Annotated in this window: 17 protein-coding genes and 3 pseudogenes; 4 read left to right on the forward strand and 16 right to left on the reverse strand. The window is 60.8% G+C overall.

What is annotated here, in order from left to right; genetic code table 11:
• Positions 1 to 72: 72 nt before the first annotated feature.
• The 4 genes from mfd to CRD60_RS02885 all read right to left on the reverse strand — a co-directional run bounded on the left by mfd (position 73) and on the right by CRD60_RS02885 (position 8,161).
• The gene (gene mfd, locus CRD60_RS02865; RefSeq protein WP_236630792.1) at positions 73 to 3,627 is read right to left on the reverse strand and encodes a transcription-repair coupling factor; all 3,555 of its coding nucleotides are present in this window, start codon (positions 3,625 to 3,627) and stop codon (positions 73 to 75) included.
• Positions 3,628 to 3,691: 64 nt separating this feature from the next.
• Complete coding sequence (gene pth / locus CRD60_RS02870) at positions 3,692 to 4,291, reverse strand: aminoacyl-tRNA hydrolase (protein WP_113859802.1); 600 nt, start codon at positions 4,289 to 4,291, stop codon at positions 3,692 to 3,694.
• A 94-nt stretch (positions 4,292 to 4,385) separates the two neighbouring features.
• Positions 4,386 to 4,628 (reverse strand): GNAT family N-acetyltransferase, encoded by a 243-nt coding sequence (locus CRD60_RS02875; protein WP_113859803.1) that lies wholly within the window; start codon positions 4,626 to 4,628, stop codon positions 4,386 to 4,388.
• A 296-nt stretch (positions 4,629 to 4,924) separates the two neighbouring features.
• Positions 4,925 to 8,161, reverse strand: a complete 3,237-nt coding sequence (locus CRD60_RS02885; protein WP_113859805.1) for a UPF0182 family membrane protein — start codon at positions 8,159 to 8,161, stop codon at positions 4,925 to 4,927.
• A 295-nt stretch (positions 8,162 to 8,456) separates the two neighbouring features.
• Here CRD60_RS02885 and brnQ point away from each other — a divergent pair, with 295 nt between their 5' ends.
• A complete protein-coding gene (gene brnQ / locus CRD60_RS02890) occupies positions 8,457 to 9,851 on the forward strand; it encodes a branched-chain amino acid transport system II carrier protein (RefSeq protein ID WP_113859806.1) in 1,395 nt (464 codons plus the stop codon).
• A 10-nt stretch (positions 9,852 to 9,861) separates the two neighbouring features.
• Here brnQ and CRD60_RS09020 read toward each other — a convergent pair.
• From CRD60_RS09020 to CRD60_RS02905, 4 genes and pseudogenes are all read right to left on the reverse strand, one after another.
• Positions 9,862 to 11,004 (reverse strand): annotated as a pseudogene (locus CRD60_RS09020) (gluconate:H+ symporter).
• Positions 10,943 to 11,140 (reverse strand): annotated as a pseudogene (locus CRD60_RS09400) (hypothetical protein); the annotation flags it as partial. The pseudogenes CRD60_RS09400 and CRD60_RS09020, both read right to left, overlap by 62 nt.
• 259 nt (positions 11,141 to 11,399) lie before the next feature.
• Complete coding sequence (locus CRD60_RS09025) at positions 11,400 to 11,579, reverse strand: SDR family oxidoreductase (protein WP_236630793.1); 180 nt, start codon at positions 11,577 to 11,579, stop codon at positions 11,400 to 11,402.
• Complete coding sequence (locus tag CRD60_RS02905) at positions 11,545 to 12,177, reverse strand: SDR family NAD(P)-dependent oxidoreductase (protein WP_236630794.1); 633 nt, start codon at positions 12,175 to 12,177, stop codon at positions 11,545 to 11,547. The genes CRD60_RS09025 and CRD60_RS02905 overlap by 35 nt, the downstream gene beginning before the upstream one ends.
• Before the next feature lie 205 nt (positions 12,178 to 12,382).
• Here CRD60_RS02905 and CRD60_RS02910 point away from each other — a divergent pair, with 205 nt between their 5' ends.
• Positions 12,383 to 13,408 carry a LacI family DNA-binding transcriptional regulator gene (locus CRD60_RS02910; RefSeq protein ID WP_113859808.1) on the forward strand — a complete coding sequence of 342 codons (1,026 nt, stop codon included), beginning with the start codon at positions 12,383 to 12,385 and terminating at the stop codon, positions 13,406 to 13,408.
• 65 nt (positions 13,409 to 13,473) lie between these two features.
• Here CRD60_RS02910 and CRD60_RS02915 read toward each other — a convergent pair whose 3' ends face one another.
• From CRD60_RS02915 to CRD60_RS02950, 8 genes and pseudogenes are all read right to left on the reverse strand, one after another.
• Positions 13,474 to 14,757, reverse strand: coding sequence for a uracil-xanthine permease family protein (locus CRD60_RS02915; RefSeq protein ID WP_113859809.1), 1,284 nt, complete (start codon positions 14,755 to 14,757; stop codon positions 13,474 to 13,476).
• 187 nt (positions 14,758 to 14,944) lie between these two features.
• Positions 14,945 to 15,760: a histidine phosphatase family protein gene (locus CRD60_RS02920; protein ID WP_113859810.1), complete on the reverse strand. Its 816-nt coding sequence runs from the start codon at positions 15,758 to 15,760 to the stop codon at positions 14,945 to 14,947.
• A 233-nt stretch (positions 15,761 to 15,993) separates the two neighbouring features.
• Positions 15,994 to 16,806: a histidine phosphatase family protein gene (locus CRD60_RS02925; protein WP_113859811.1), complete on the reverse strand. Its 813-nt coding sequence runs from the start codon at positions 16,804 to 16,806 to the stop codon at positions 15,994 to 15,996.
• Between the two features lie 101 nt (positions 16,807 to 16,907).
• A pseudogene (locus CRD60_RS02930) lies at positions 16,908 to 17,263 on the reverse strand (DUF488 domain-containing protein).
• Positions 17,264 to 17,895: 632 nt separating this feature from the next.
• Positions 17,896 to 18,984, reverse strand: a complete 1,089-nt coding sequence (gene ychF, locus CRD60_RS02935) for a redox-regulated ATPase YchF (protein WP_113859812.1) — start codon at positions 18,982 to 18,984, stop codon at positions 17,896 to 17,898.
• Between the two features lie 46 nt (positions 18,985 to 19,030).
• Positions 19,031 to 19,807: a Type 1 glutamine amidotransferase-like domain-containing protein gene (locus CRD60_RS02940; protein WP_201737194.1), complete on the reverse strand. Its 777-nt coding sequence runs from the start codon at positions 19,805 to 19,807 to the stop codon at positions 19,031 to 19,033.
• A gap of 188 nt (positions 19,808 to 19,995) precedes the next feature.
• Complete coding sequence (proC, locus tag CRD60_RS02945; protein ID WP_113859965.1) at positions 19,996 to 20,787, reverse strand: pyrroline-5-carboxylate reductase; 792 nt, start codon at positions 20,785 to 20,787, stop codon at positions 19,996 to 19,998.
• 135 nt (positions 20,788 to 20,922) lie between these two features.
• Positions 20,923 to 22,290 (reverse strand): alpha/beta fold hydrolase, encoded by a 1,368-nt coding sequence (locus CRD60_RS02950; protein ID WP_113859813.1) that lies wholly within the window; start codon positions 22,288 to 22,290, stop codon positions 20,923 to 20,925.
• A gap of 201 nt (positions 22,291 to 22,491) precedes the next feature.
• Between CRD60_RS02950 and CRD60_RS02955 the strand changes: the two genes are divergently transcribed.
• Positions 22,492 to 25,125: a sensor histidine kinase gene (locus tag CRD60_RS02955; protein ID WP_113859814.1), complete on the forward strand. Its 2,634-nt coding sequence runs from the start codon at positions 22,492 to 22,494 to the stop codon at positions 25,123 to 25,125.
• A gap of 135 nt (positions 25,126 to 25,260) precedes the next feature.
• Positions 25,261 to 26,046: a response regulator gene (locus CRD60_RS02960; RefSeq protein WP_113859815.1), complete on the forward strand. Its 786-nt coding sequence runs from the start codon at positions 25,261 to 25,263 to the stop codon at positions 26,044 to 26,046.
• The last annotated feature ends 167 nt before the right edge of the window (positions 26,047 to 26,213 follow it).

A 26,213-nucleotide genomic window follows, 5' to 3' on the forward strand; every position in this document is an offset into this window, starting at 1 on the left:
CTTGTAACGGATATGGATGGACCAGCGCAGACAGATCCACTGCCAGCCTGCAGACCCACCCGAGTTGAGCGGCTAGGCCTTGACTCCCCCGGTCCAGGACAGGTCCTCCAGAAGCTGGCCAGTCCATTCCACAATCTCCCGGCTGTCCATGGGCTTGGAACCCAGGGAACCGGAGAATGGGGCCGGAACCAGCAGGGTATGGGTGAGGGCCCGATACTGGCATCCCGGGTATATACGATTCATCCTCATGACCAGGGATTCCGGTGGATCGATCTTGCCTACCCTGACCTTGGAACCCTGACCAGCTATCTCGCTGATGCCCATGGCCCGCGCCTTGTTCCTCAGGCGAGCCACATCGAAGAGCGACTCGAATTCCTGGGGAGGTTTCCCATAGCGGTCGGTCAGCTCCTCAAGAAGGTCCTTGAGATCCTCCTCATTGCGGGCGGAGGCGAGCTTGCGGTAAGCCTCGAGCCGCAACTTGTCGGAATCAATGTAGGAGACGGGAATGGAAGCCTCAATGGGCAGGTCTATGGTCACGGAGACCGCTTCGATCCGCTCGGGCTCCTTGACCTGTTCCACGGCCTCAGAGACCATGCGCACGTAGAGGTCGAAGCCGACCCCCTCGATATGGCCGCTCTGCTGGTCGCCCAGGAGGTTGCCGGTGCCACGCAGCTCCAGATCCTTCATGGCCACGTCATAACCGGCCCCCAAGGCCGTGTTCTGGGCTATGGTGGTCAGGCGCTCGTGGGATTCCTCTGTCATGGGATGAGTGGGGTCGTAGAGGAAGTAGGCGTAGGCGCGCTCCCGGCCACGGCCGACCCGCCCCCGAAGCTGGTGGAGCTGGCTGAGGCCGAAATGCTCGGCCCGGTCAAGGATCAGGGTGTTGGCATTGGAGATATCCAGCCCTGTCTCGACAATGGTCGTGCAGACCAGCACGTCGATGTCCCTGTGCCAGAAGTCACGGATGGTGGCATCCAGCTGCTTCTCCCCCATCTTGCCGTGTGCCACACCGACTCTGGCCTCGGGGACCAGTTCGTGGATCCTAGCGGTGATCTTGGCGATGTCCTGGACACGGTTATGGACGTAGAAGACCTGGCCGCCCCGTAGGAGCTCGCGCCTGATGGCCGCCGTGACTTGGGCATCCTCATAGGGGCCCACATAGGTGAGGACCGGCATGCGGTCCTCGGGAGGGGTGGCCAGGGTTGACATCTCCCGGATGCCGGTGACCGCCATCTCCAGCGTGCGCGGGATGGGCGTGGCGGACAGGGAGAGCACGTCGACATTAGTCCGCAGGGCCTTGAGGGTCTCCTTGTGCTCCACGCCGAACCGTTGCTCCTCATCAATGATGAGCAGGCCCAGATCCTTGAACTTGATCTTGGGATTGAGCAGCTTGTGGGTGCCGATGACCAGGTCGATGGTGCCATCCTCCAAGCCGGCAAGGGTCTCGTCGTTCTCCTTCTTGGTCTGGAAACGGCTCAGGGCCGCCAGCTTGACCGGGAACCCCTCATAGCGTTCGCTGAAGGTCTCGTAGTGCTGCTGGACCAGCAAGGTCGTGGGCACCAGCACCACCACCTGCTTGCCGTCCTGGATGGCCTTGAAGGCGGCCCTGACCGCTATCTCGGTCTTGCCGAAGCCCACGTCCCCGCAGATAAGCCGGTCCATGGGCACCGGCTTCTCCATATCGGCCTTGACCTCGTCGATGGTGGTCAGCTGATCGGGGGTCTCCTGGTAGGGGAAGGCGTCCTCGAGCTCCTTCTGCCAGGGGGTGTCGGAACTGAAGGCGAAGCCTGCGGCCGCCTGCCGGGCCGAATAGAGCTTGACCAGGTCCTGCGCTATCTCATGGACGTGCTTGCGGGCCTTGGCCTTGGTGGAGGCCCAGTCTGAGCCTCCCAGCTTGTTGAGCTTGGGGGCCTCGGCGCCGATGTACTTGCTGATCTGGTCCAACTGGTCGGTGGGAATGAAGAGCTTGTCAGCCGGGGCCCCACGCTTGGAGGGCGCGTATTCGATGACCAGGTACTCTCGGGTGGACAGGTTCTCCCCCGAGCCGATGGTGCGTTGCCGCATGCCGACGAAACGGCCGATGCCATGCTGTTCGTGGACGATGTAGTCGCCGGGCTTGAGGTCCACCAGATCGATGGCCTTATGCCGGCGCTTGGGGGTCTTGACCCCGCCCGAGGCGCTGTTGTGACCGGTCAGGTCCCGCTCGGTCAACAGGGCCAGTTTGGCCGCCGGGTCGATGAAGCCGTCGATGGCATGAGAGCGGATGACATCGAAATTGCTAATGCCGGTTTGACTGATCACGCGCTTGAGTCGGTTGAGGGTGCCCTGGGCCGGCGAGGTCAGGGTCAGCGAGAAGCCGGCATCGACCAGCCCTTGGATGCCGGCCGAGGTCTTGGACTCGTCCCCCCTGAATTCCGTGGGCGCCTGGGCGTCAAGCTGGAGCTTACCGGCCTGGGACTGGTCCACACTCAGGGAAGTGAGCTTCCAGACCTCATGATCGGCATACTCCAGAGAGTCGATGGTCTCGTCATAGTCCAGGAAAGAGGCCTGGTCGAAGCTGATGGGGGCTCCGGAGCCTTGGCCACTGGCGGCCACATGCCAGGAGGCGGCCAGGAACTCGTTGGCCGTCTTGGTCAGGTCACTGGCGGCCCGCAGGAGGATCTCAGGGTCGTTGAGCATGATCAGGGCGTCTTTGGGCAGCAGACCAGCAACACCCTCCATGTCGTTCACCAGGGCGGGCATGAGGGATTCCATACCCTCTACCGGTATGGCGTCGGCAAGGGATTCCAGCATGTCATCGGCGTTGGGTATCTGGCCGATCAGCGACCTGGCCCGCTCCCGTATGGCATCGGTCAGCTGGATCTCCCGGCAGGGGGTGGCCCAGATGGCCGTCAGCTCCTGGCCGTAGGTGCGCTGGTCGGAGGCGTGGAACTCCTTGATGGAGTCAATCTGGTCGCCAAAGAATTCGATACGGACCGGATGGGAGGCTGTGGGCGGGAAGACGTCGACGATGCCACCGCGGACAGCGAACTGGCCACGGTCCATGACCAGATCGACCCGGCTGTAGGCGTTCTCCACCAGACGACGGCTGGCCTCCTCCAGTGGCAGCTCCTCGTCGCGCCGGAAGACCAGTGGTTTAACCTCTGCCAGTCCCCTGACGATGGGTTGGATGAGGGAGCGGACCGGCATGACCAGGATGCGGATCGGCCCGAACATGTCACTGCCGGGTTCCGGATGGCGCAGGCGGCGCAGCACGGCCATCCTGCTGGCCACCGTATCGGCCCTAGGCGAGAGCCGCTCATGGGGCAGGGTCTCCCAAGCCTCGAATTGGGCTATGCTCCGGGGGTCACCCGAGTACCAGGAACGCAGGGCCTCAACGGTCTCCTCGGCCTGCCTACCTGATGCCACCACAAGCACCACGGTCCGCCGGGCGGCCAGGGCAGCCACCAGGGCCGGTCTGATGCCCTCGGACGCGGCGATGGTCAGCTCACGCCTCTGGTCGGATAGGTCCTGGGCCTCCTGGCCTTCGGTCAGCTGGAGGAAGGCCGGGTCCTGGGCCAGCTGTGCCAGGAGACCTGAGAGTGCACCCTGATCGGGGGAAGCCTGGTCCAGTTGCCGATCGGTCATACCGCCGCCCTGCCTTCCACCTGTTCGGGCATGTGATGGTTGAGTTCCTTGATCTGCCTGGGACTCACCTGCCATTGAAGCGCTCCTGGGCCTCAGCCAATCCGTCAATGACGACGGTCTCCACCGCGTCGGCCCCATCGGCCAGGAACTCAGGCAAGGCCTTGCGCTGGTCGGCATTGAAACCGCCCAAGACCCAGTTCACGGTGTTCTCGTGGGCATGGACCCCCCTTTGCGCATGGCCCACCCCAAGTCGAACCCGTGCGTATTGATTGCTTCCCAGGGAACGATCAATGGATTTGATGCCATTATGCCCGCCGGCGGAACCACCCACCTTGATCTTGATACGGCCGAAATCCAGGTCCATGTCATCATGGACCACCACGATGTGTGCGGGGTCAATATGATAGTAGGAAGCTATGGAGGCCACGGCATTACCGGACTCGTTCATGAAGGTCAAAGGCTTGGCCAGGAAGAACTTGACCTGCTCACCATTGAGGCTCATGACACCCTTGCCAAGCTTGGCGAGGCCCTTGTGGTCCTGCATGGTCAGAGACCAGCGTTCGGCCAGCACATCGGCCGCCATGAAGCCCATATTGTGACGGGTTCCCTCGTACTTGCCGCCAGGATTGCCCAGACCGGCGATCAACCAAAATTCAGAACCCATGACTTATTCCTCCTCTGCCGCACGGCCATAGAGATTCTACACAAAAGAAGCGACCGCTGCCCCTAGTGCGAAAGGGGGCGTGGAACTTTGGGGACTATAGGGACAGGTACCAGTAGGAGACATCATGCATGCGCCGGCTGTCCCTGGCCGCTGCGGGCAGGCACCCACCATACTCGAAGGCGAAAGGTTCCAACACATGGCGACTGGCGAGATTGTCGTCGAAGATGTAAGCCACCATCAAGCCCAGGGACAGGATCCTGGATTGCTCCAGGAGCGCTTGTACCAGGTGGGAGCCAACGCCACTGCCCCGGGCGTCGGAGGCCACGTAATAGCTGATCTCCTGGTCTGCTCATAGCCTGGGCGGAAGGAATATGGCGACAGGGAGGCATACCCCAGTACCTTGCTCCCTCCCTGGCCACCAGCACCGGAAGTATGGCTGAGGCCTGGTGGAGCCGAAGCCAGGCCGTTCTGTCCTCAAGGGTGACCGACACCAGATCGGCCGTGGATCCGCCTTGGATAATGGCCTCATTATCAATGGCGAGGACCGATGGCAGGTCCTCATCCCTGCATGGACCTATGGCAAGTCCCTGAAGGGGTCCGGCCCCAGTCAACCCATCGCAGCCAGGAGGCTGGTCACTCACCGCTCGCCACCCCACTGAGCTGGGTCGCCTTGCCCAAAGCGTCCTTCAGACGGTTCTGCGCCTCACCATAGGCGCTGAAGTCACCCTGCTTGAGGGCCTTGTCTGAGTCCTTCATGGCCTGTGCAGCCTTGTCCAGAGACTCCTTGAGTTCGGGGCTCAGGGTGCCCGTCACCTTACCGGTCTTGGCCTGGCCGGCCGTCTGGTCTTCAGCGCCTGATTGGTCCTGGCCGTTCATGCTGGCGTCGACCTTGCCGGACCTGGCGTTCGTGGCATCACCCGCCGAGGCCCCGGAGTTCCCTCCGAAGACCTGGTCCAGGGCCTCGTCCAGGGTGTCGGCGAATCCCACCTGGTCGCCAAAGGCCACCAGGACCTTCTTCAAGAGGGGGAAGGAGGTCGAGCCGGAGGATTGGACATATACCGGTTGGACATAGACCAGTCCACCACCCAAGGGCAGGGTCAGCAGGTTGCCCCTGTTGACCTTGGTCGAACCGGATTCCAGGAGGTTGAGCTCCTTGGAGACGTCCGCCTTGGAATTGAAGTTGTTCTGGGCCTGGCCCGGACCCGGCACGTTGGAATCCTTGGGGAGCTCCTGGAGCCGGATGGTTCCGTAGCTGTCACCGATCCTGCCCTTGCTGGAGCCTGCGTCCGAATCCACCGACAGGAAACCGGTCAGGATCTCACGCTTGGATTCACCCGCGGGAATATACGTGGAGGTCAGGGAGAAGAGGGGCTTGCGACTGCCACCGGTCTGCAGGGTCAGATAATAAGGTGGTTGCAGGATGTCGCGCTGCTGGGCCTCCTTGGACTCGGTCGGATCGACCGGAGTCTGCCAGAAATCCTCACCGGAGAAGAACTGTCCAGCAGAATTCACATGGTATTGGGCCAGGAGCTTGCGCTGGACCTTGAAGAGGCTCTCCGGGTAACGCATATGGCTCATGAGGTCACCCGAGATGTCGGAGATCTGATGATACTGGCCGGGGAATATCTGCTCCCAAGCCTTGATGACAGGATCGGTCTTGTCCCAAACATAGAGGTCCACCGATCCGTCATAGGCATCGACCGTGGCCTTGACGGAGTTGCGGATGTAATTGGCTCCCTTGGAACCCAAGCCCTTCACTGTCGAGGAGGAGACTGTGGTGGAGTCAGCCGTAGCCTCCCCCAGGTCCGTCATCTGCGAGTAGGGGTAGGCATCGGAGGTCGTATAGCCGTCGACGATCCACTTGACCCTCCCGTCGACCACCGCCGGGTAGACACGCCCATCCAGAGTCAGGTAGGGAGCGACCTTGGCCACGCGCTCCTTGGGGCTGCGGTCGTAGAGGATCTGCGATTCGGAGGTCACTCTGTCGGAGAAGAGGATCTGGTCGGAACCGAAACGGATGGCATAGAGGATCCGGCTGAAGAGGTTGCCCACCGACGGGCCTCCCTGCCCCTTGAAGCTGTTGGTGGCACCCTCGGAGCCTGTCGGGTAGTCGAACTCCCACTTGCCCCTGTCGGCCGGCGCCCCAACAATCGAGTATTGGGGGGCGTTGGGAGAGAAGTAGATTCGGGGCTCGTAGTGCTGGCTGTCAGTCAGCTTGCCCTGGGTGGGGATGCCGGACTCGAAGAACTGGGGCTGGCCATCAGCGGTGACCTTGTTGCCATAGGCGGCCACCACTCCGTATCCGTGGGTGTAGACGGTGTGGTCGTTGACCCAGTTGCGGTTGTCGTTGCCGTTGAGGTCCAACTCACGGGCGGCGATCACCGTGTCCTGGCTGCTGCCGTCCACATCGTACTTGTCGACGGCCAGTGTGTCGGCGAAGGTGTAATACTGCTTGGACTGCTGGAGCTGTTTGAAGGTGGGTGAGACGATCTGGGGGTCAAGGAGGCGAATCTGCGCGGTGGACTCGGCATCCGAGGCCAAGGCGCCGGACTTGCCTTCAGTGGTCGCCTTGTACTGGTCGACCTTGAGCTTGGAGAGGCCGTAGGCCTCCTGGGTGGCCGTGATATTGCGCTGGATGTAGGCGGATTCGGTCTCCTGGGCATTGGGGTCAACCCGGAAACGCTGGAGGAGCATGGGCCACAGGCCTGTAAGAACCAGCGACAGCACCAGGCTCGTGGCGATGGCGACCACTGGGGTCCGCCAGGCCTTGAGGGCAGCCATGGCCCGCACTGAGGTAGGCGCCGGACCCTCCAGGGCATGGGAACGCATGAGCCAAACACCAAGCACAATGCCCAGAACCACCGTCAATGCGGCCATGACCAGGGTCAGGGGGATGGTGGCGTGGACGGAGGTGTAGGAGGCGCCGGTGATCCGGTCGCCATCCTGGGTCAGGCTGCCGAAGACACCGACCGCCTGCTGGATGCCCCAGAGGGTCATGTTGAGCATGAGCCAGATGGCCAGCTGCCGGCGGGCCCGCTTGGTGACCCTGAAGAATCCCCGTCCCTCGACCGGCATGGTGATGCGTATGCCGCCCATGAGCACATGGGTTACCAGGGAGAAGACCAGGCCAACCAGCAGCAGGAGGCCAGCTGCCGACAGGAGCATCCGCAGACCGGGCAGCACGAAGACGTAGAAGCCGTTGTCCAGTCCAAATTGCGGATCCTTGCTGCCGAAGGACTGGCGGTTGAACATGAGAAGAATCTCTGACCAGTTGGAGTTGAAGCGGGAGCCGAAGAAGAGACCCACCACCAGGGAGACGACCACGGCGACCCGTTGGGCGGTCTTGGAGGAGATGCCCTTGCCGACCTCGACGATGTCACCCCGGATGCGGAAGGTCGATCCATCTGAGGAATCGGGCCTGGCCCGAATGGCCAACCTGGCAGCCAGGTATGAGACCAGGGCCATCAGTATGGCATAGGCCAGCCACAGACCGATCTTGGTACCCAGCTGGGTCCAGACCACGCTCTGGAAACCCAACTGCCCATACCACATGAGGTCAGTGATGAAGTGGTCCAGACCGAAGAGCAGTCCCAAGAGGACCACCAGGGCCAGGACCAGGCCGATGAATATCTTGGTGCCCCTGCCGACTCCTTGACCCTTACCGGGCTGGTAGGGAACGCGGGTGAGCCGAGGCGCGCCAGGGCCTTGTGGTGGCCGTGACTGGCCACCGGCGGTAGGTCCGTGGCCGTCACCATCGACCTCGACATTGAGGACCACCGGATCATCGTCATTGGTCGATTGCCGGCGGGAGGACGTGCGGGGGTCCTGGTCGGGGTCGAACAAGGGGCCGAAGATATCAAAAAAGGACATACCACAAGGGTAGCGGCAGGTAGGGAGCTTACGCCATCAGCCGTAAGGCTGATTCCGCATGTCCCAAGCCTGGTGAGGCTCGGCACATATGGGGAGGCGGAGGTGGCAGAAGGCACATGTTGAAGAACCGTGACCGATCCTTGGCTCATACATGCGTGTTGTGACGGCCCTTACGCCTATTATTGGTAATTCGTTCCCACAAGCCGAACCCACATGGGACTGGACGGAACGATGATGAGCAAACAGTAGGCCCAAGCGGAAAACAACCGTCACACAGAGAGCGAAAAGGGACATCATGAGCGACAGCGACTCAGTCAACCATTTGGGCAGCCGCCAGAGGCTGCTCTTGACCTTCACGTTCTTCTCCATGTTCTTCGGAGCCGGAAACCTGATCTTCCCTCCCCTCCTTGGAGCACAGGCCGGTCAAGCCACACCCCTGGCAACCCTGGGTTTCATCATTTCCGCAGTGGGCCTGCCCATTCTGGCCGTTCTGGTCGTGGCCAAGGTCGGCGGTTTCAGCCAATTGGCTTCCAGGGTCTCCCCGCGCTTCGCCCTGGTCCTGGGCGTGGTCATCATGCTGGCCATCGGCCCTTGCTGCGCCATACCGCGCACGGCCACCACCTCCTTTGAGATGGCAGTCGGCCCCTTTGCCGGTTCCCAGAAGGCCTGGCTGGCCCGCCTGGTCTACTCTCTGGTGTTCTTTGCCCTCTCCTTACTCTTCAGCCAGCATCCCGAACGTTTGTCGAAGGTCCTGGGACGCATCACCACGCCTCTGCTGCTGGCCCTGATTGTCATCCTGTTCATAGCCTGCCTCCTGCAACCCCAGCATGAGTTCAAAACCCCCATGGGTCCATACGCCACGGGTCAGCTGACTAGGGGCTTTGTCGATGGCTACCAGACCATGGACCTGTTGGCGGCCCTATATTTCGGCATCGTCATCTCGGCCAATGTCCACCAGCTCGGCATCTTGGACAGCAAGGGCAACCGGCATGAGACCGGACTGGCAGGGGCTGGCACCGGCGTGCTCCTGGTCATCATCTATGGGGTGCTCTCCTACATCGGTGCCTTCTCGGGCTCCCTCAAAGCCATCAATCCGGCCAGCGACACAGGGGCCACGGTGCTGACCAATCTGACCGGTCAGCTCTTCGGCAGCTATGGGACGGCTTTTGTGGGCCTGATCTTCGTCATCGCCTGCTTCAATGTGTGCACCGGACTGATCTCCACCTGCTCCAGCTACTTCGCCGAACATTTCCATTCCCTGGGCATCCATCAGCTAACCTACCGATTCTGGACCATCCTCTTCGCCTTCTTCAGCTTCCTGGTCTCCAACGCCGGGCTTTCCGCCATCATCACCGTGTCTCTGCCCGTCCTGAGCGCCCTCTACCCCATCGCCATCGTACTGGTGCTGCTAGGCTTCGCCCACCAATTCTCCGACCGTTTCAGCCGTGTCTACGCCTGGACCGTGCTGCTGGTCGCCATCTACAGCATTGTGAACTGCCTGCTGGAATTGGCGCAGGTCTTCGGCTTCGCTCCGGCAGGTGCCCTGGACCTCATGGGATCCCTGCCCCTGTACAGCGAGCAGTTGACCTGGTTGATTCCCGCCCTTCTTGGCCTGGTCATCGGTACCATCGACTCTCTGATTCGCGGGCCGCAGGACCTGCACAAACTTCTGACCAGCGCCAAGAGCTAGGAAAGCCGGGTCAGACCACCAGGGACAGGCCCAGTACCGACAGCAACCCCATGAGGGACATAACCGTGGTGGCTGTGGTCCACGACATGAAGGTCTCCTTGAGTGTGAGCCCAAAGTATTCCTTGATCATCCAGAATCCTGCGTCATTGACGTGGTCCGCTATGACCGAACCAGCCCCGACAGCCAGCACCATGAGGGCCGGGTTGACTCCGGTGGCGGCAATCATCGGCGCCACTAATCCGGTGGCGGTCAGGGAGGCAACCGTAGCGGAGCCCAAGCACACACGGAGAACGGCCGCCAGCAGCCAGGCCGCCAGCAGCCAGGCCGCCAGCAGCGGGGGCATATTGATGTTGGTGAAGATCTCTGAGACATACTTGGCGATACCTCCATCAACAAGCACCTGCTTGAAGGCGCCACCGCCACCGATGATCAGGAGCATCATGGCTATCTACTTGACTGACTCGGTCATGGAGGACGCAATCTCGGGCATCTTCCTGCGCTGGGCGAATCCCATGGACCACATGGCGAAGAGCATGGACAGGAGCATGGCGGCATCCGGAGCGCCGATGAATTGAATGACCATGTTGACCGGATTGCCCTTGGGTAGGGCGAAGGAGCATATGGTGGCCAGGGCAATCAGGAGCACAGGCATCATGGCGGTCAGTACGGAGATGGCAAAGCCAGGAGTGTCATCATCCTTGTATTCCTTGAACTCACCCAGTACGGCAACATCAATGTTGGTCCGGTACAGGCGGGGCTTGGCGCGGTGCAGGACCATATTGAACAGCGGACCAGCCACAAGGACCGTGGGAATGGCCACGATGATGCCATATATGAGGACCTGCCCCATATTGGCTCCAAGCGATGCCGTGATGGCGGTCGGTGTCGGATGCGGCGGCAGGAAGGCATGGGCCACATTGAGTGTGATGGCCATGGGAATGCCCAGGTACATGAGGGGCATATCCAATTCACGGGCGATGACAAAGATGATGGGCAGCAGCACCACCAGGCCCACCTCGAAGAAGAGCGCGATGCCCACAATGAAGGAGGCCAGGACTACGGCTATCTGGATGTGCTTGCGCCCAAACCGGTTAATCAGCGTCTTGGCGATGCGATGGCCCCCACCTGAGTCGGAAACCAGTTTGCCTAGCATGGAACCGAATCCGAAGATGATGGCCAGGTGCCCCCAGCTGGCCTCCGATACCGGTCTCTATGGTGCCGGGAATCTTATCCACCGGAATCTGCAGCACCAAAGCCGTAAGGAAAGAGGTGATGACAAGGGATACGAAGGTGTTGAGCTTACATTAATATCAGCACTGCTACGGCGCAGGCCACGATGACTAATGGCATGATCATGCTTTCTGTGTGTGGTGAATATCCTGCTGGCGGCGCCCAGCGCCCACAAGGCCCGAATCAGGCGGGGAAGAATCTGCTATGACCTTTCCCTAAGTCTGACGGTTCATTGGCACTGACCAGAAATGGGATGGTTGGGTCTGAGCCCTGTGCGCATGACCTGTGCGGCATTACACAGGGGGAGGAAGGAGCAGCTTAGCGAAGCAGATAGCCTCCATCGACAGGCAAGGTGACACCGTTGATGTAATCGGAGGCATGCGAGCAAAGAAAGACCATGGCTCCCATGAGTTCCTTGGGTTCTGCCCAGTGGCCGGCGGGGATATGCTCACGGATTTCAACGCTACGGACGGGATCCTCCTGGAGGGCCTTGGTCATGGGGGTGTTGATATAACCGGGAGCCAAGGTGTTGACCTGAATATTGTGGGGGGGGGGCCAGGGCATCGGCATAGGCCTTGGTAAGCCCCACCACCGCGTGCTTGCTGGCCGTATAGGGATAGATGACCTTGCCGGCTCGGAATGATTGCATGGAACCGATGTTGACGATTTTTCCGGAACCCTGGTCGATCATGATCTTGGCCACCTCGTGAGAGAGATAGTAGAGCGCATTGAGATTGAGGTCGATGACCGCCTTCCAGTCCTCATCGGGGAAGTCGACCAATTCGTGACGACGCTGCATACCGGCATTGTTGATGAGCACATCAATGCGACCATACTCCTCCGTCACCTTGTTGACGATGGCCTGGGCCGCAGCCTCCTCGGTGATGTCCTGTTCCATGAAGACCACCCGACGGCCAGCATCCTCCACCTGCTTCCGGGTCTCCTCCCAACCCTCACGGCTGGAGGAAACGACGAAGACATCCGCTCCCACCTTGCTTACAGCCTGGGTGTAGTACTTGCCAAGACCGCTTGCTCCACCGGTGATCAGCACCACTTTCCCTCTCAAGGCGAAAGCGTCAATCGAAAATTCAACCATGGGCTGCTCCTTCCTTGCGTCTGCCGCCGAATGCCGGCCAGAATCAATCCTCTTCGACCGACAGACTAAAATATCGTTACACCTAAATACTGTTCTTTCAGTAACGACATTTGGTGTATCGTTTCCCCTACTATAGGATCGACAGTGCAACTTGTCAAGATTAGCAGCACCGGTAAGATGGCGCTAAGCACCCAGAGGAGGGAACATGGCCAAAGCGACCATAGCCGATATAGCCCGCGAGGCCAATGTCTCGGTGACAACGGTCTCCCGCTTCATCAACGGGAACTATGGCAAGATGAGCGAGGCGACCAAGAACCGCGTCCAAGAGACCGTCGATCGCTTGCAATACCACCCCAGAGCATCGGCACAGAAGATGCGACAGGACCACACCCATGTGGTCGGTGTCATCGTGGCTGACATTTCCAATGTCTTCTCCTCCCTGCTGTTCAAGGGCATCTACACGGAGCTTCAACCAGCCGGCTACGATGTCATGCTGATGAACTCAAACAACAGCCTCGGTGAGGAATCGGACGAAATAGGCCGGCTGCTCTCACAAGAGGTGGATGGACTGATCATCCAACCCAATGCCAGGGATTTCTCAGCCTATGCCTCCATCACCGACAACCGCACCCCCCTGGTCATGGTCGACAGGCGCAGCGAGGGGCAGCCTGCCACGGTCTCATCGGTGACCGCCGACAATCGTGAATCATGCCTACGCTTGGGACTGGAACTGGCAAGACGGGGCTATGAGAACATTCTCCCCCTGAGTCGAACCGGCAGTCAGATCTCAGCCCAGTCGTCTCGCGTGGAGGGCTTTCAGGAGGCTGGGGAACGGACCGGAAGCTTGGTCATGCCCATGGAGGTCGGCGACCACGGGCAGGAATGGATTGGCAAGGAGCTGGACAGGACGGTCAGTCATCTCAAAGGCAAAACGGCGATAATCTCCCTGATCGGCCCCCTCCTCTTTGACCTTCTTGATGTCTTCAAGGGGCTTGACTGGAGTTTCCCGGAGGATATAGGTCTCGTCAGCTTTGACGACTGGTCCTGGTCGCGTTATGTAGGCGATGGAATCTATCTGCTCCAGCAGGACCCCCAGGCCTTGGGGCAGGCCTGCGCCCACAATCTCCTTGAACAGATGGGGATAGCCGCCGAAACGGGCGAAGGGGACCCCTATGGTGCCAGCCGGCAAATAACGCTGCCGGTCGCCTGCATAGAGGCCCCCTCCATCTGAATCCACTCATGCCAAGCTGCCGAAGTGGTTATTCGCCTCGGCAACCAGCTGTTTCAAGGGTTCCTTTAGGCATCCTCACCCCTGGCGATGACGCCGGTGGCGTGGCCCAGGGCCTTGAGGCCGTGGTATACCACGAGGACCACGACGGTGCCTATGGCGATGCCGTTGAACTTGACGCCCGATATGGCGAAGCCGAAGTCGGCGATGCCGATGATCATGACCACAGCTGCGGTCATGACGTTCAGGGACTTGTCGAAGTCGACATGGTTGTCGACCCAGATCCGCACACCCATCATGCCGATCATGCCGTAGAGGAGGGTCGTCACCCCGCCCAGGACTCCAGCGGGGATGGTGTTGATCACGGCCCCGAACTTGGGGCACATGGATAGGATCAGGGCAAAGGCGGCCGCACACCAGTAGGCGGCGGTCGAGTAGACCTTGGTGGCCGCCATGACGCCGATGTTCTCGCCGTAGGTGGTGGTGCCGGAGCCGCCGCCGAAACCGGCTATGGCGGTGCCCAGACCGTCGGCGAAGAGGGCGGTGCCGATCTGGTCGTCGTAGTCACGGCCGGTCATCTGGGCCACGGACTTGACGTGCCCAACATTCTCCGCGATCAGGACCATGACCACCGGTATGAACATGGGCAGGATGGAGAAGTCGGCTTGGGGCATATGGAAATGGGGCAGACCCACCCAAGCCGCCTCACCGACGGCCGCGAAGTCGACCTGGCCCCGGATGCAGGCATAGATATAACCGACCAGCACACCCAGCAGGATGTTCAGGCGTCCCAGGAGGCCACGAAAGAGCATGGCGATGACCAGGACGGCCACCAGGGTGACGATGGCGGTGTCGGGAGCCTTCTGGAAGTTGCCCCAGACCGAGGGGGCCAGATTGAATCCGATGATGGCCACGATGGCCCCGTTGACCACCGGGGGCATGACCAGATCAATCCACTTGGACCCGGCGAAGTGGACCAGGATGCCGACCAGGGCCAGGATCAGACCGGTGACCATGATGCCGAAACTGGCTGCGGGCAGGCCCTTATGGGCAGACGCCACGGCAGTAATAGGGGCTATAAAACCAAAAGAGCTGCCTAGATAACTAGGCAGCCGATTGGAATTAATCAGGAGGAACAATGCCGTGGACATTGCCGTGAAGAACAATGTCGTCGCCGGATCGAAGCCGGTCAATATGGGAACGAGGAATGTGGCACCGAACATGGCGACCACATGCTGGGCACCAATGCCGATCGTGCGCCCCCAGGTCAGGCGTTCATCGGGTTCGACCACCTCGCCCGGTTTCAAAGTCTTTCCATCACCATGCAGTTTCCAAGTGAAGAGACTACGCACCAGTTGTTCTCCTTTTGCTCACGGCGTGGGCCCGGACTGCCCGCGCGCCCTGGGCCATTGTAGTGGGCACCTGGACAAGACCCCGTAAAAGTCAGACCCGCTCCCCCAGAATGGAGCCCCTACAGCGGCCGGAGAACCAACCGAAAGCTGGGCAGGCTCGCCTCTTGCAGGCATCGAAGCAAGCGGCTCAATTCAGATGGGGCTTGATGGCCCTGACCTTCTCCATAAGATCCTCATTGGAGAGCTTGGTCCGTTGGAAGGTCCGCCAGGCTTCCACATGGGTTGACCATTGCCCAGTCCGGGAATCCTGCTCGGGCCAGGCCGTCTGGACCCAACTGAGCGTGGCGCCCACATGCCCTGTCTTGGGGTCCCGCCGTGTGTAATGCAGGCAGATGCAGTTATGGAACTCCCATGACCTGTTGGAGATTCGAAACATGAACTCCTCATCCGAGAGGTCCTCAAGCACCATCATCAGCGCGTGCATGAAGTCCCCGTGGGCAACAGCCATGACCTCCTGCCCATCAGCATTGGCATCAAGCCAACGAACGAAGGCCGAGGCGCGGACATCGGCCACATCGGCTATGGAATCACCGGCCGGTGCCCGCCAGTACATGGGGTCCTCCCGGCGCAGGATGGCGTTTCGCCTGTAGTCCCGCTGATATTCCTCAGGGACGATGGTGACGATTTCACCCAGGGACCGCTCCCTCATGGTCCGCGTCTCCAGCCATTGGGCATTAGGCAGCTTGAGGAGGGCGGCGGTCTCCCTGGTCCTGGTGTAGGGGGAGACCAAATAGGTATCGAAGACCTGACGCTGGCCCCTGATCCAATCCCCCATGGCGGCAGCCTGGAGCCTACCCATAGCGGTCAGCCGCCAGCAGCGGTCGGGAACGGCTATGTTCGCTTCGGTGAATTGCGAGTCATCCCCACCGCGCAAGGTGGCATCCATGGCGTTGGCTTCTGATTCCCCGTGTCGCATGATGTATAGATCCATCGGCAACCCCATTATGTACTCCTTCAACGTCGTTGGTGACACTCGTACATCAATCGTTTTACTAGACACCAGGACTTGCCCTCACCCACTGCAACTAAGCCTGGCGGGACAGCCCGCGAAGCACAAGCGCAGGTTCTGCTTTCCGCCAGTATGACTGAGGGTGAACAACCCCGCTTCGCGCGCCGCTGCTGGCCACCCCACATACTTGGGAGGGTGGCCACTTCTCGTTTTAACGGGGCCCTGTCCTACATGTGCGGCTCTTGGGCACGGACCACAGCGGCCAGCTCCTCATTGGTCAGCTCCATATGCTCGAAGCTGCGCCAAGGTTGGGAGTGGACGGTCCATTGACCGCTCTCGGGATCAGGGACCGGCCAGGAGGCCTGCACATGGGAGATAGTTGCAGATACATGGCCGCTGTGGGGATCGCGGCGGGAATAGTGCAGGCAGATGCAGTTGTGAAAGTCCCAATCATGGCTGCTGATCCGATGGATGAACTCCTCATCGGGAAGATCCTCCAACAAGAGCATGAGGGTATGCATGAAATCGCCATGGGAGACGGCGATGACCGACTGGCCCTCAGCCCGGGCCTGCAGCCAGTTGATGAGCCCCTGGGCCCTGACCTCGGCGACCTGTGCCAGGGTCTCACCGGCCGGCGCGCTCCAGTAGAGGGGGTCTCCCCTCCTTACCACTGCATTGCGGTGGTAGACCTCCTCATAGTCATCGGGGCGCATGTTGTCGATCTCGCCCAACGAACGCTCCCGCATCAGCCGGCATTCACACCAATGGGCACCGGGCAGGCCAAGCTCAACCGCGGTCTCCCTGGCACGCATATAGGGAGAGACCAGGTACCTGTCGAAGGCAGGGCCCTTGCCTTGCAGCCAAGTGCCGATGCAGCGTGCCTGCTCGCGCCCCTTGGCGCTCAGCCTCCAACCCCGGTCGGGAATGGCCAGGTACTCCTCGGTGAAGCGCGAGTAGTCCCCCTGCCTGCCCTGCTCCTGGATGACATTGGCCTCAGACTCCCCGTGTCTGACCAGGTATAGATCCATTGGCATACCCATATGTACTACCTCGTTCCTGATGCTGTGAGGGACAAGCCCTAATCCCGATCATGGTCTCTACCAGGCATCACTGCCTGGAAACAATCTCTGTAGGCACCAATCTACAACATGGCCCGCAAAAGATAGTCCCGCAGTACCACGGCCTGGTTATGGTCCTGGTCCTTGGCGGCATAGAGCAGGGTTATTCTGGGGTGCTGCCGGCAGATCGCGGTCAGGTCACCGACCAGAGGTCTGCGCCCTTCCAATTCCTGACAATAGAGACTGGCATATTCAGCGAATCGCTGCGGGTCATGACCATACCATGTTCTCAATCCGTTCGAGGGCGCTATCTCCTTGTACCACAGGTCGACAGCGGCCTTCTCCTTGGACAGGCCACGGGACCAGGGCGATCGACCAGGATACGGAACCCATCGGCTTCGGCTGCTGCCTCATAGGTTCGTTTGATGACAATACCCATAGCTCTCCCATTCCCGGCACAGCACTCAAGCAACCCAAACTGCACCAGAGCCAGACTATATCGAGGCCAGGCAGGTTGGAAAGCCCCGCAGTGAAAACCCCGCCACCAGCGAAGACCTCATACCCTGCAAGCCTTGCCTTGATCGTAAGCGGCCACAGGTTCCGCAAACCGCAATCGTCAGGCGAGGAAGCTCGGACCATACTGGGCACAGAAATTCCCATGCACCTGTTCGCCGAGGGGTATGACAGGCCTAGCCTAACAGCAAGGCCAGGCGATCAGGAATCGGTTCATCAGCGGCTCTCACTAATTTGACGGGGAACATAGTATTCAGCACCATCTTTTATCAGCACGATTGCTATTCAACCCCTTCGATACCCCAGAGCCCATCTATCGAAGATTTCAAGAATGTTAGTGACATACTTGCAAGATTTCGAAAATATTAGTGACGTGTACTGGTTCAGCATCCTGTGAACACTCCCTTAATATGCCGAGAGACGAGGGCAGCTAGGGTTTCCGCATGGTCTTCGGGGGCACAGGAGAATCCCGCGGACGAGAGAGGGGCCATTTCGCTTCCTCAGGTGAGTGGAAACGCTATGGCCCCTCAATGCGTTCAGTCGGCTGATGGACGGGACTCAGACATTGAACTTGAATTCCACCACGTCACCATCCTGCATGACGTAGTCGCGACCCTCCTGGCGCAGCTTGCCCTCCTCCTTGATTCGGGCCATGGAGCCTTCGGCGGCCACGAAGTCCTCGTAGGAGACGATGTCGGCCTTGATGAAGCCGCGCTCGAAGTCGCTGTGGATGGCTCCGGCGGCCTGGGGGGCGGTCCAACCCTGGTGGATCTGCCAGGCCCGTACCTCCTTGACACCGGCGGTCAGGAAGGTCTGGAGGCCCAGCACGTCGAAGCCCACCCGGGCCAGCTGGTCCAGGCCGGATTCCTGGAGGCCGGCATCAGCCAGCATCTCGTGGGCGTCATCCTCATCCAGCTCGGTCAGGTCGGACTCGAACTGGGCGTTGAGGAAGATGGCCTGGGCTGGGGCCACGGAAGCGGTAAGCCGGTCCTTGAGCTCCTGGCGCTGCAGTTCGTCGTCATCCACATTGAAAACGTAGATGAAGGGCTTGGCGGTCATGAGGTGGAGGTCGTAGAGGTCCGCCTTGTCGATCTTGCCTGCAGCTGCGGCATGGTCGATGGTCTCCCCGGCCTCAAGGATGGCCTTGGCCTGGTTGACGGCCCCGATGTATTCCTTGGTCACCTTGCCGCCGCGCTGGTCCTTCTCCAGCTTGGGCAGGGCGTTCTCGATGGTCTGCAGGTCCGCCAGGATCAGTTCGGTGTTGATGGTCTCGACGTCGTCGGCGGGGTCGACCTTGCCGTTGACATGCACGATGTCCTTGTCCTCGAAGGCACGGACCACCTCGCAGATGGCGTCTGCCTCACGGATGTTGGCCAGGAACTTGTTGCCCAGGCCCTCACCTTCGGAGGCCCCCTTGACGATGCCGGCGATGTCGACGAAGGTGACGGTTGCCGGCACAATCTTCTCCGTGCCGACCAGCTTGGCCAGGACCGGAAGCCGCTTGTCCGGCAGGGGCACGATGCCGGTGTTGGGCTCGATGGTGGCGAAGGGATAGTTCTCCGCCAGAACGTTGTTGCGGGTGAGCGCGTTGAACATGGTGGACTTGCCCACGTTGGGCAGGCCGACGATTCCGATAGTTAAGGACATGTATTCCAGTCTAAGGCCACACTGGACGGAAGCCCCCAAGGTCGGGTCAGTGCTCGCAGATGACCTCCGCGTGGTCTCCCCGAACAAGGATGGCCTGGTCGTCTCGGATGATCCTGAGCTTCAGGATCTGCAGGTACTTCCTGATGATGGCGGCCGTGGCCGGATTGGCCCAGGGGGTTCCATAATGGGGCACCACCGAGAAGTCCACCAGGCCCAAGCCCTGGGTATCGCTCAGTTCGGGAGCCCTCCCGGCATCATCCATCTCACCGATATAGGCGATGTCGGGAGCGGTGATGACGGCTCCAGCGGATTCACCCACATAGATCTTGCCCCGACGCACCTGGTCGACGAGCATCCTGTCGGCACCGATCCGTCGTAGCTCCTGGAGGAGATAGAAGGTGTTGCCGCCGCCAATATAGATGATGTCGCAGTGGGTCAGAGCCCGGTGGACCAGCCGGGGTGAGACCTTGGCCACATCCACCGTGCGGACCCGCAGACCCATGCGTCGCAGGCGTCGGGCGGCCACACGGACGGCCTGCTGGTGGACTTGGGGATTGCTTGCTGTGGGTATGTAGAGCACGCTCTTGCCACGGAGCTGTGGCTCCAAATCAACAAGGAGATCAGAAACCGACAGGAACTGGGAAACAAGCAGCATCCTGATTCCCCGCCCTCCCCCATCAGCACTTGGGCGGATGCCATGGCGATGAAGTCCGGGAAGTTCGCTCAGCCTTGCCACACCCCGCCAATAGGACACCTTCCACTGATAGAAGAGGACGGTCAGCCGCTGGAGGGTATCAAGCAGGCGGACCCAGATACGCTCCATCCCCCCTTGCCTGGGACGCCGGAACCGCTTCAAGCGCATATCAACCCATGACCTTTCCCAGGCCTTCGCCACAGCCATCACCCCTGCCTGTCCACCCAGGCATGGACGCCCTTACAGCTGTGAACCGACCAAAGGACGGACTTCTTACTGGGCCCAGTGACCGTGTACTGGCCTGTACATCCTGCAGGTTACTCCTGGATGGCGTCGACTGCCGAGATGACAGCCCCACGGAAGCCGGCCATCTCCAGGGCGGACACGCCACGGATGGTGGTGCCACCGGGCGAGCAGACCGCATCCTTGAGGGCGCCGGGGTGGGCGCCGGTTTCCATATACAGTGCACCGACCCCCTCAATCATCTTGGCTGCCAGCCGGTAGGCCGTCTGCCGCTGCAGGCCATACTTGACTCCGGCATCGCCCAGGGCCTCGAGGAAAATCTCGGCGAAGGCAGGTCCGCAACCAGCCACTGAGGAGCCGATGCCCATGTACTGGCTGTCCACTCGCTCGATCAGGGAGATGGGAGCGAAGAGGGACTCGAAGAGCAAGCGCTGCTCCTCGCTATAGCTGTTGGCCGTCTCCGTTACCAGTACACCCTGCCCCACGGCGATGGGCGTGTTGGGTATGACGCATTGGATGCTGGCCTGCTCCCCCAGCAACTCCTGGTACTGGTCCAGGGTCCAGCCCGCAGCGATGGAAAGGAGCATCTTGCCCGGTTGGGCCACAGTTGCCTTGACCGGAGCCAGCACCTGTTCGATCTGGTAGGGCTTGACAGCCACCACGACCATATCCGCGGCTTCCACCACTTCCTGGGCCGAGTGCAGGGCCCGTGCTCCAAGCTCCTGCACTGTGTGCAGGAGCTTGTCGTAGTGGGCTGCGCAGGCCACGATGTGGTCGCCGGCCAACTGTCCCGATGCCACCAGACCCTGGGCGATGGCCTGGGCCATGTTCCCATAACCGATGAATCCAAGGGTCAGATTGGCCATTGCTCCGCCCGTGCCGTGGGTTGTCTCATGCTCGCCTGCCATGCCGGTTCCTTTCATACCTACGCCTGTTCTTACCATCTTGGCATATGGTCACCATACTCCCCGCCCTGCCGTCGGAACAGCGAACAGAACCTCTCAGAACAAGCCCTCCAGATCCCCGCGATCTCGAGCCTCCTCAAGCAGGCGCCCAAAGACATCGCCGCCATGAATGCCGTCATGCTCGTACTGGTTGGTGGTCCAATAGTGGGAGTGACCTATGTGGGCCAGGGTGTCGAGCTGCAGCCCTGCATCAACATACATGTCGTCGAAGTAGACAGCCGACTGCAGGGGGACCTCATTGCGGGCCAACTGGTCCTCGTCGTATATGCGACCGAAGTGGGTGTCTTGCATAAGCAGGTCCATGGCCCCCCGGAATGGCCGCAGGGCACGCTCCTCTTCAAACATCCAGGGGAATGTGGCCTCGCCGGTGAAGTTGAGGGGACGGAAGTCAATGGCGAATTCGGGATGCCGGCCCCTGACCTGCTGGGCGGCCCAGGCTATTGGCTCATCGAGTTCACCATCCGCATAGATGAACTCCTGAAGGGGCCAATACAAGGGTGTTGAGCTGGTTGCTGCCATGAAGGAGGCCAGGAAGCTATCGGAGAGCTCCAGTCCTTCCTCAACCTGTTCGTCAGCGGCCTCCGGGGACCCGTCACCTCCGACAAAGGCCTGGTCAAAGAGCCAATGGGCCCGTTCAAAACCGGCTTTCATCCCGAAGTCGGAACCCAAGCTTTGCAGGCGTTCGACCGTCAGGGGGTCGCCGTTGGGCAGGCGTACCCTGCCAGGGTTTTCCAGCAGGAAGTCGGCAACCGCTGCCACACGTTTCTTATCCTGGGGATAACGCTCGTAATACTGGCCGCATTTGGAGACCATACGGGGGAAGGTGTGTTCGTACAAGACCTGTGCAGAAGCGGGGACATGGGGTATGCCGCCGGTGGTGAAGGCCGCTTGCACACCTTGGGGGAAGAAGGAGAGGTAGGTCAGGGTCAGGAAGCCGCCAAAGCTCTGGCCCAGGGTGACCCACTGCCTTCCAGCGAATTCAGTCAGGCGCAGGTGCTCGAAATCCCTGACGATGGAATCAGCCAGAAAGTGCTTGAGATGGTCTGCCTGGTCACGGGCGGTTTCAAACCGGCCCATGACGTGCGAGTCGATGCAGGAGGACCGGCCGGTGCCCCGTTGGTCAGGCAGGACCAGGCGGAAGTGATTGAGGGCCTTATCAATCCATGGCTCACCGGACCGATTCAAAGGCCGGGGACCTGCACCACCTGGGCCGCCCTGGAGGAAGACAAGGAGAGGCAGATCATCGTGCACATGCTCAGGAGCGGACACAACCCGGTAGAAAAGGCTGATGGACGGTCCCGCAAAGCCCTGCCCAGGGGTCTTGCCCTTCCAATCCAGGGGAACCTTGATGGAATGGTCCTCAACATACATGCCGGGTACATAGGAACAGGAAAGCAGGGTCATGGCACTTCTTCTCTATAGGTGTTCTTCCGCACAGCCGTCCGCGCGGCTCCTTCTCAACGCCAACCAGCTTAGCCTGCCTGCCCTTGGAACACTGACATTGTCCATTTCACCGACCGACATGTCAGGTCGTGCCGTATGGTTCCTTGAACATCATTCCCAGGGTTGATGGTGGAGGCTCGGGCTTTCCGTTAGCCTTGGGGCATGAGTAAAACGGAGCGCTTCATTGCCTGCTGCCGGCGGCATGTGCTGCTGGTGGACAGCTTGGGGATGCTTCTTTTGGGTCTGGTCTTTCTCACCTTGGTTCCCTTGAGCACCCAGGACATGGGGACCAACGAGCCGGGACTCCTCTTCGACAATGGCGTGGCCCAGCAGCTGGTCTGGTCCTGGCTGGTCCTCCTGCCGACCGCCGCAAGACGGTGGAAGCCCGAAGCCAGCACCCTGGCATACGTGGCCTTGGTCGCCCTGCACCTGGTCTTCGGGCCCATCCTGATCTACCCGGACCTCCTGGCACCACTCATGCTCTATTCGGTCATCGTCTACGGCAACCCACAGCATTCCACGATCTACGTGCTCATATCACTGGCCATGAGCCTGTGTTCGGCGGGTATCACCGGCTGGGTATCCAATATGGGATCACTGCTGGGGTCGATCAGCGACCCTGACAGCTCTTGCTCCACCAGCGCCACCGGCCAGTTGCCGACCTGGACCTGCGCCAGGACCATACTCGCCCAGGAGGCCGTATGGCTGGCCGTAGTCCTGCTCATCATGGTATCCACCATCATCATCGCCTACTGGCAGCGAGCGCGACTGGCCACCATCCGGCTCATGCAGGAACGCAATGCCGCCCTGGAGGCCTCGCGCGAGGAGGACAGACGCATCGCCGCCCTAGCCGAACGGGCCCGGATCGCCCGTGATATGCACGATGTGGTGGCCCATACCCTCTCCATTCTCATCGTCCAGGCCGATGGGGGCAGATACGCCGGCACACACGACCAGCAACTGGCCAGGCAGACCATGGAGACCATCCGCCGGGAGGCCGAACGTGCCCTCCATGACATGAAACGGCTGCTTGGGGTCTTTGGGGGCTCCATTAATGCTGACTTCGCCGACATGGACAAGCTCTTGGACCAGGCTAGGCAAGCCGACCCCGAGTGCAGCTTCAGCTACCAGGTCACCGGTAGGCCACAGCCAGAGGCACTGGGCAGGCAAGGGTCGACCACCGCCTACCGCCTGGTCCAAGAGGCTCTGACCAACATCCGCAAGTACGCGGGACCCCAGGTCAAGGTAAGCATTGAGGCGGCCTGGAAGGGTGAGGCCCTGGAACTACAGATCCGGGACAATGGTCGCGGAGCGGCCGCAGGTCTGGACGGCCACCAACCTGGCTATGGGCTAATCGGCATGCGGGAGCGGGTCGAAGCCTTGGGTGGACGACTCTCTACGGGGCCGATTGCTGGCGGGGGTTACAAGGTGGAGGCCGTCATACCGATCGGATCAGCACCGGTAGCCAGCAAGAACCAGGATTCGACCGGTAAACCGGACCCCCATGACAAGACGCCCGCCAAAACCACCGGCGGCAAGGCCTGGCAGCTGCCAATCCCGGCCTCCCGCAGGGGGAAATTGCTGGCGCCTCTCAGGGAATTCTATGCTGGCAGGTCCCTGGACCTAGCGGTCCAACCTGTATCCCAAGATTCTCAATCGGCACTGGGGCCGAACCAGTCAGCAGCCGACACGACCATCGGCAAGCAGATCTCTGGCAGCGCACGCAGACATGCTCCCAATTGGATCGAACGGGTCTCCCGTTGGACCCAGTTGCACTATTTCGCCATGGACCTCTGCCTGGCAGCCTTCCTCATCCTTGTGGAGGCCGTCGGCTTTTGCGTCCCCCTTGTCTCCCCCCAGGTATCCCAGGTCTTCGGCAACACCGTCACGCCCCTGGAGCTCCTGTGCTCCCTCATCTCCTTCATCCCCTTGGGCCTTCGCCGCCGCCTGCCCGAAGCCAGCGCCTTCAGCATCGCCATCATGGGCTTGTTGGGGCTTTTCTTCTTCAATGGCTATATGCCCGAAGGCGCGGTCTTTGTGCATGTCTTCATCTATTCGGTCACCCTCTACGGGTCTGCCAAGGCCCGCCCATGGACCATGGCTTTCATACTGCTGGGTTCACTGAGTCTGGGTCTTACCTTGGGAGTGCGACAGCTTGGCTACCAATCCCTGAGCCAGTTGCTGACGAACAGGGCCACGGCAGACGCGCTGCAAGTCTTCAGGCATTCCCTCTTCCTGCCCACTACGCTGGCCAGCACCGCGACGGCCCTGATCAGTTGCCTGGCCGCCATGGCCATGGCCCTGTGGCGCCGGTCCAGTGGATCCAATGCCCTGATCCTTCGTGATCGGCAGGAGGCGCTCATGGCGGAACAGGCCAAGGAACGCACCTTTGCCGCCAACTTGGAACGGGAACGTATCAGTACCGCCATCCAGTCCGAGGTCAGTGTGACCCTCACCAGAGTCATCGATCAAGCGGTCCAAGGCCTTCAGCTCCTGGATCAGGCTCAGGTGGAGGGCCGGGAGTTGCCCGCTCAGAGCATATCCCGGTCCTTCGCCTCCATCGCCCACCAGGCCCGCCAGGCCCTGGCTCGCATGAGGGAACTTCTGGGGATCCTGCGCCAAACCGGCTCCAGTGATGACGACAGTGCTCAAGGGCCAGTAGCGGCTACAGCGCAAACAGCACAGGGGCCGCAGGCGAGCCAGGGCCAGTCGGGTAATCAGGGCATGCAACTGGCCCCGTCGGCCTCCCTCGACGAGCAACTGGCGGCCTTGAAGCAGCGGGCTGACTCTGCATGATAGAAGGCGTGGAGCATCTTCGGCATTGGCCCAGTGGCAGCGGCTGGGAGTCTGGACGGATTGGAACCGCCTCCAGGACCTGCCAGCAGCTGGGCATATCCTGGGAAACCACGACGAGTCAGGTACTGTGAGGATATGGGTCAAGTGCAGAAACGAATTCGTGTGGTCATAGCCGATGACCAGAGACTGGTCAGGTCCGGTTTCGCCATGGTCATCAACTCGCAGGAAGATATGGAGGTGGTGGGCCAGGCTGGCGATGGGACCGAAGCCGTAGCCCAGGTCGAGCAGCTCAGACCCGACGTGGTGCTCATGGACGTGCGTATGCCCGGCATGGATGGCATCGAGGCAAGCAGGAAGATCACGGCCTTGAAAACGCCTGACCTGGCACATAAGGAAGGCATGGACAACGGCAAAACCGGTCCATGCACCCATGTCATCATCCTGACCACCTTCGACCTGGACGAATATGTCATGGCCGCCATCAACGCCGGGGCCTCAGGCTTCCTCCTCAAGGACACCGAACCTGAGACCCTCCTGGCCTCCATACGCACGGTCTACCATGGCAACGCCATCATCGCCCCCACGGCCACCAAAAGGCTGATCGAACAGATGATGCTGGGGACCCTGCGTAATGACCAGACCGGCAAGTACGGTCAGCCAGCAGACCCAAACCATCCCGGAGCCCAGAGCTCACAGGGCACGCAAACCCCTTATAGGGACCCGGAACTCGATGAGCTGACCGACCGGGAGCTTGAGGTCCTCATCAAGATAGCCCACGGCCTGTCCAACCAGGAGATCGCCGACAAGCTCTTCATCAGCCTGCCCACCGTCAAAACCCACGTAGCCCATATTCTGGCCAAGATCAACGCCAGGGACCGGGTCCAGGCCGTGGTCTTCGCCTACGACAACCAGCTGGTCTGACCCCACGAAGCTTGCGGGCACAACTTCAACTATCCGCACATCCGCACATCCGCATTATGACGGTTTCATCGTTTCAGACGGGAAAAAGGCCGATGATGCCACCGGGAGATTGGAAGTCTCCCTGGAAAGCACACCGGCCCAGGGTTGCCGTCAGGCGGAAGAGGTGG

The sequence above is a fragment of the Bifidobacterium aemilianum genome (assembly GCF_003315635.1).
In the GTDB taxonomy this organism is placed as follows: Bacteria; Actinomycetota; Actinomycetes; order Actinomycetales; family Bifidobacteriaceae; genus Bifidobacterium; species Bifidobacterium aemilianum.

Bases quoted from the DNA above. Each gene is read 5' to 3' on its own strand.
- mfd (WP_236630792.1), bottom strand. From the start codon at position 3,627: ATGACCGATCGGCAACTGGACCAGGCTTCCCCCGATCAGGGTGCACTC.
- pth (WP_113859802.1), bottom strand. From the start codon at position 4,291: ATGGGTTCTGAATTTTGGTTGATCGCCGGTCTGGGCAATCCTGGCGGC.
- CRD60_RS02885 (WP_113859805.1), bottom strand. From the start codon at position 8,161: ATGTCCTTTTTTGATATCTTCGGCCCCTTGTTCGACCCCGACCAGGAC.
- brnQ (WP_113859806.1), top strand. From the start codon at position 8,457: ATGAGCGACAGCGACTCAGTCAACCATTTGGGCAGCCGCCAGAGGCTG.
- CRD60_RS09025 (WP_236630793.1), bottom strand. From the start codon at position 11,579: ATGACCAAGGCCCTCCAGGAGGATCCCGTCCGTAGCGTTGAAATCCGT.
- CRD60_RS02905 (WP_236630794.1), bottom strand. From the start codon at position 12,177: ATGGTTGAATTTTCGATTGACGCTTTCGCCTTGAGAGGGAAAGTGGTG.
- CRD60_RS02910 (WP_113859808.1), top strand. From the start codon at position 12,383: ATGGCCAAAGCGACCATAGCCGATATAGCCCGCGAGGCCAATGTCTCG.
- CRD60_RS02920 (WP_113859810.1), bottom strand. From the start codon at position 15,760: ATGGGGTTGCCGATGGATCTATACATCATGCGACACGGGGAATCAGAA.
- CRD60_RS02925 (WP_113859811.1), bottom strand. From the start codon at position 16,806: ATGGGTATGCCAATGGATCTATACCTGGTCAGACACGGGGAGTCTGAG.
- ychF (WP_113859812.1), bottom strand. From the start codon at position 18,984: ATGTCCTTAACTATCGGAATCGTCGGCCTGCCCAACGTGGGCAAGTCC.
- CRD60_RS02940 (WP_201737194.1), bottom strand. From the start codon at position 19,807: ATGGAGCGTATCTGGGTCCGCCTGCTTGATACCCTCCAGCGGCTGACC.
- proC (WP_113859965.1), bottom strand. From the start codon at position 20,787: ATGGCCAATCTGACCCTTGGATTCATCGGTTATGGGAACATGGCCCAG.
- CRD60_RS02950 (WP_113859813.1), bottom strand. From the start codon at position 22,290: ATGACCCTGCTTTCCTGTTCCTATGTACCCGGCATGTATGTTGAGGAC.
- CRD60_RS02955 (WP_113859814.1), top strand. From the start codon at position 22,492: ATGAGTAAAACGGAGCGCTTCATTGCCTGCTGCCGGCGGCATGTGCTG.
- CRD60_RS02960 (WP_113859815.1), top strand. From the start codon at position 25,261: ATGGGTCAAGTGCAGAAACGAATTCGTGTGGTCATAGCCGATGACCAG.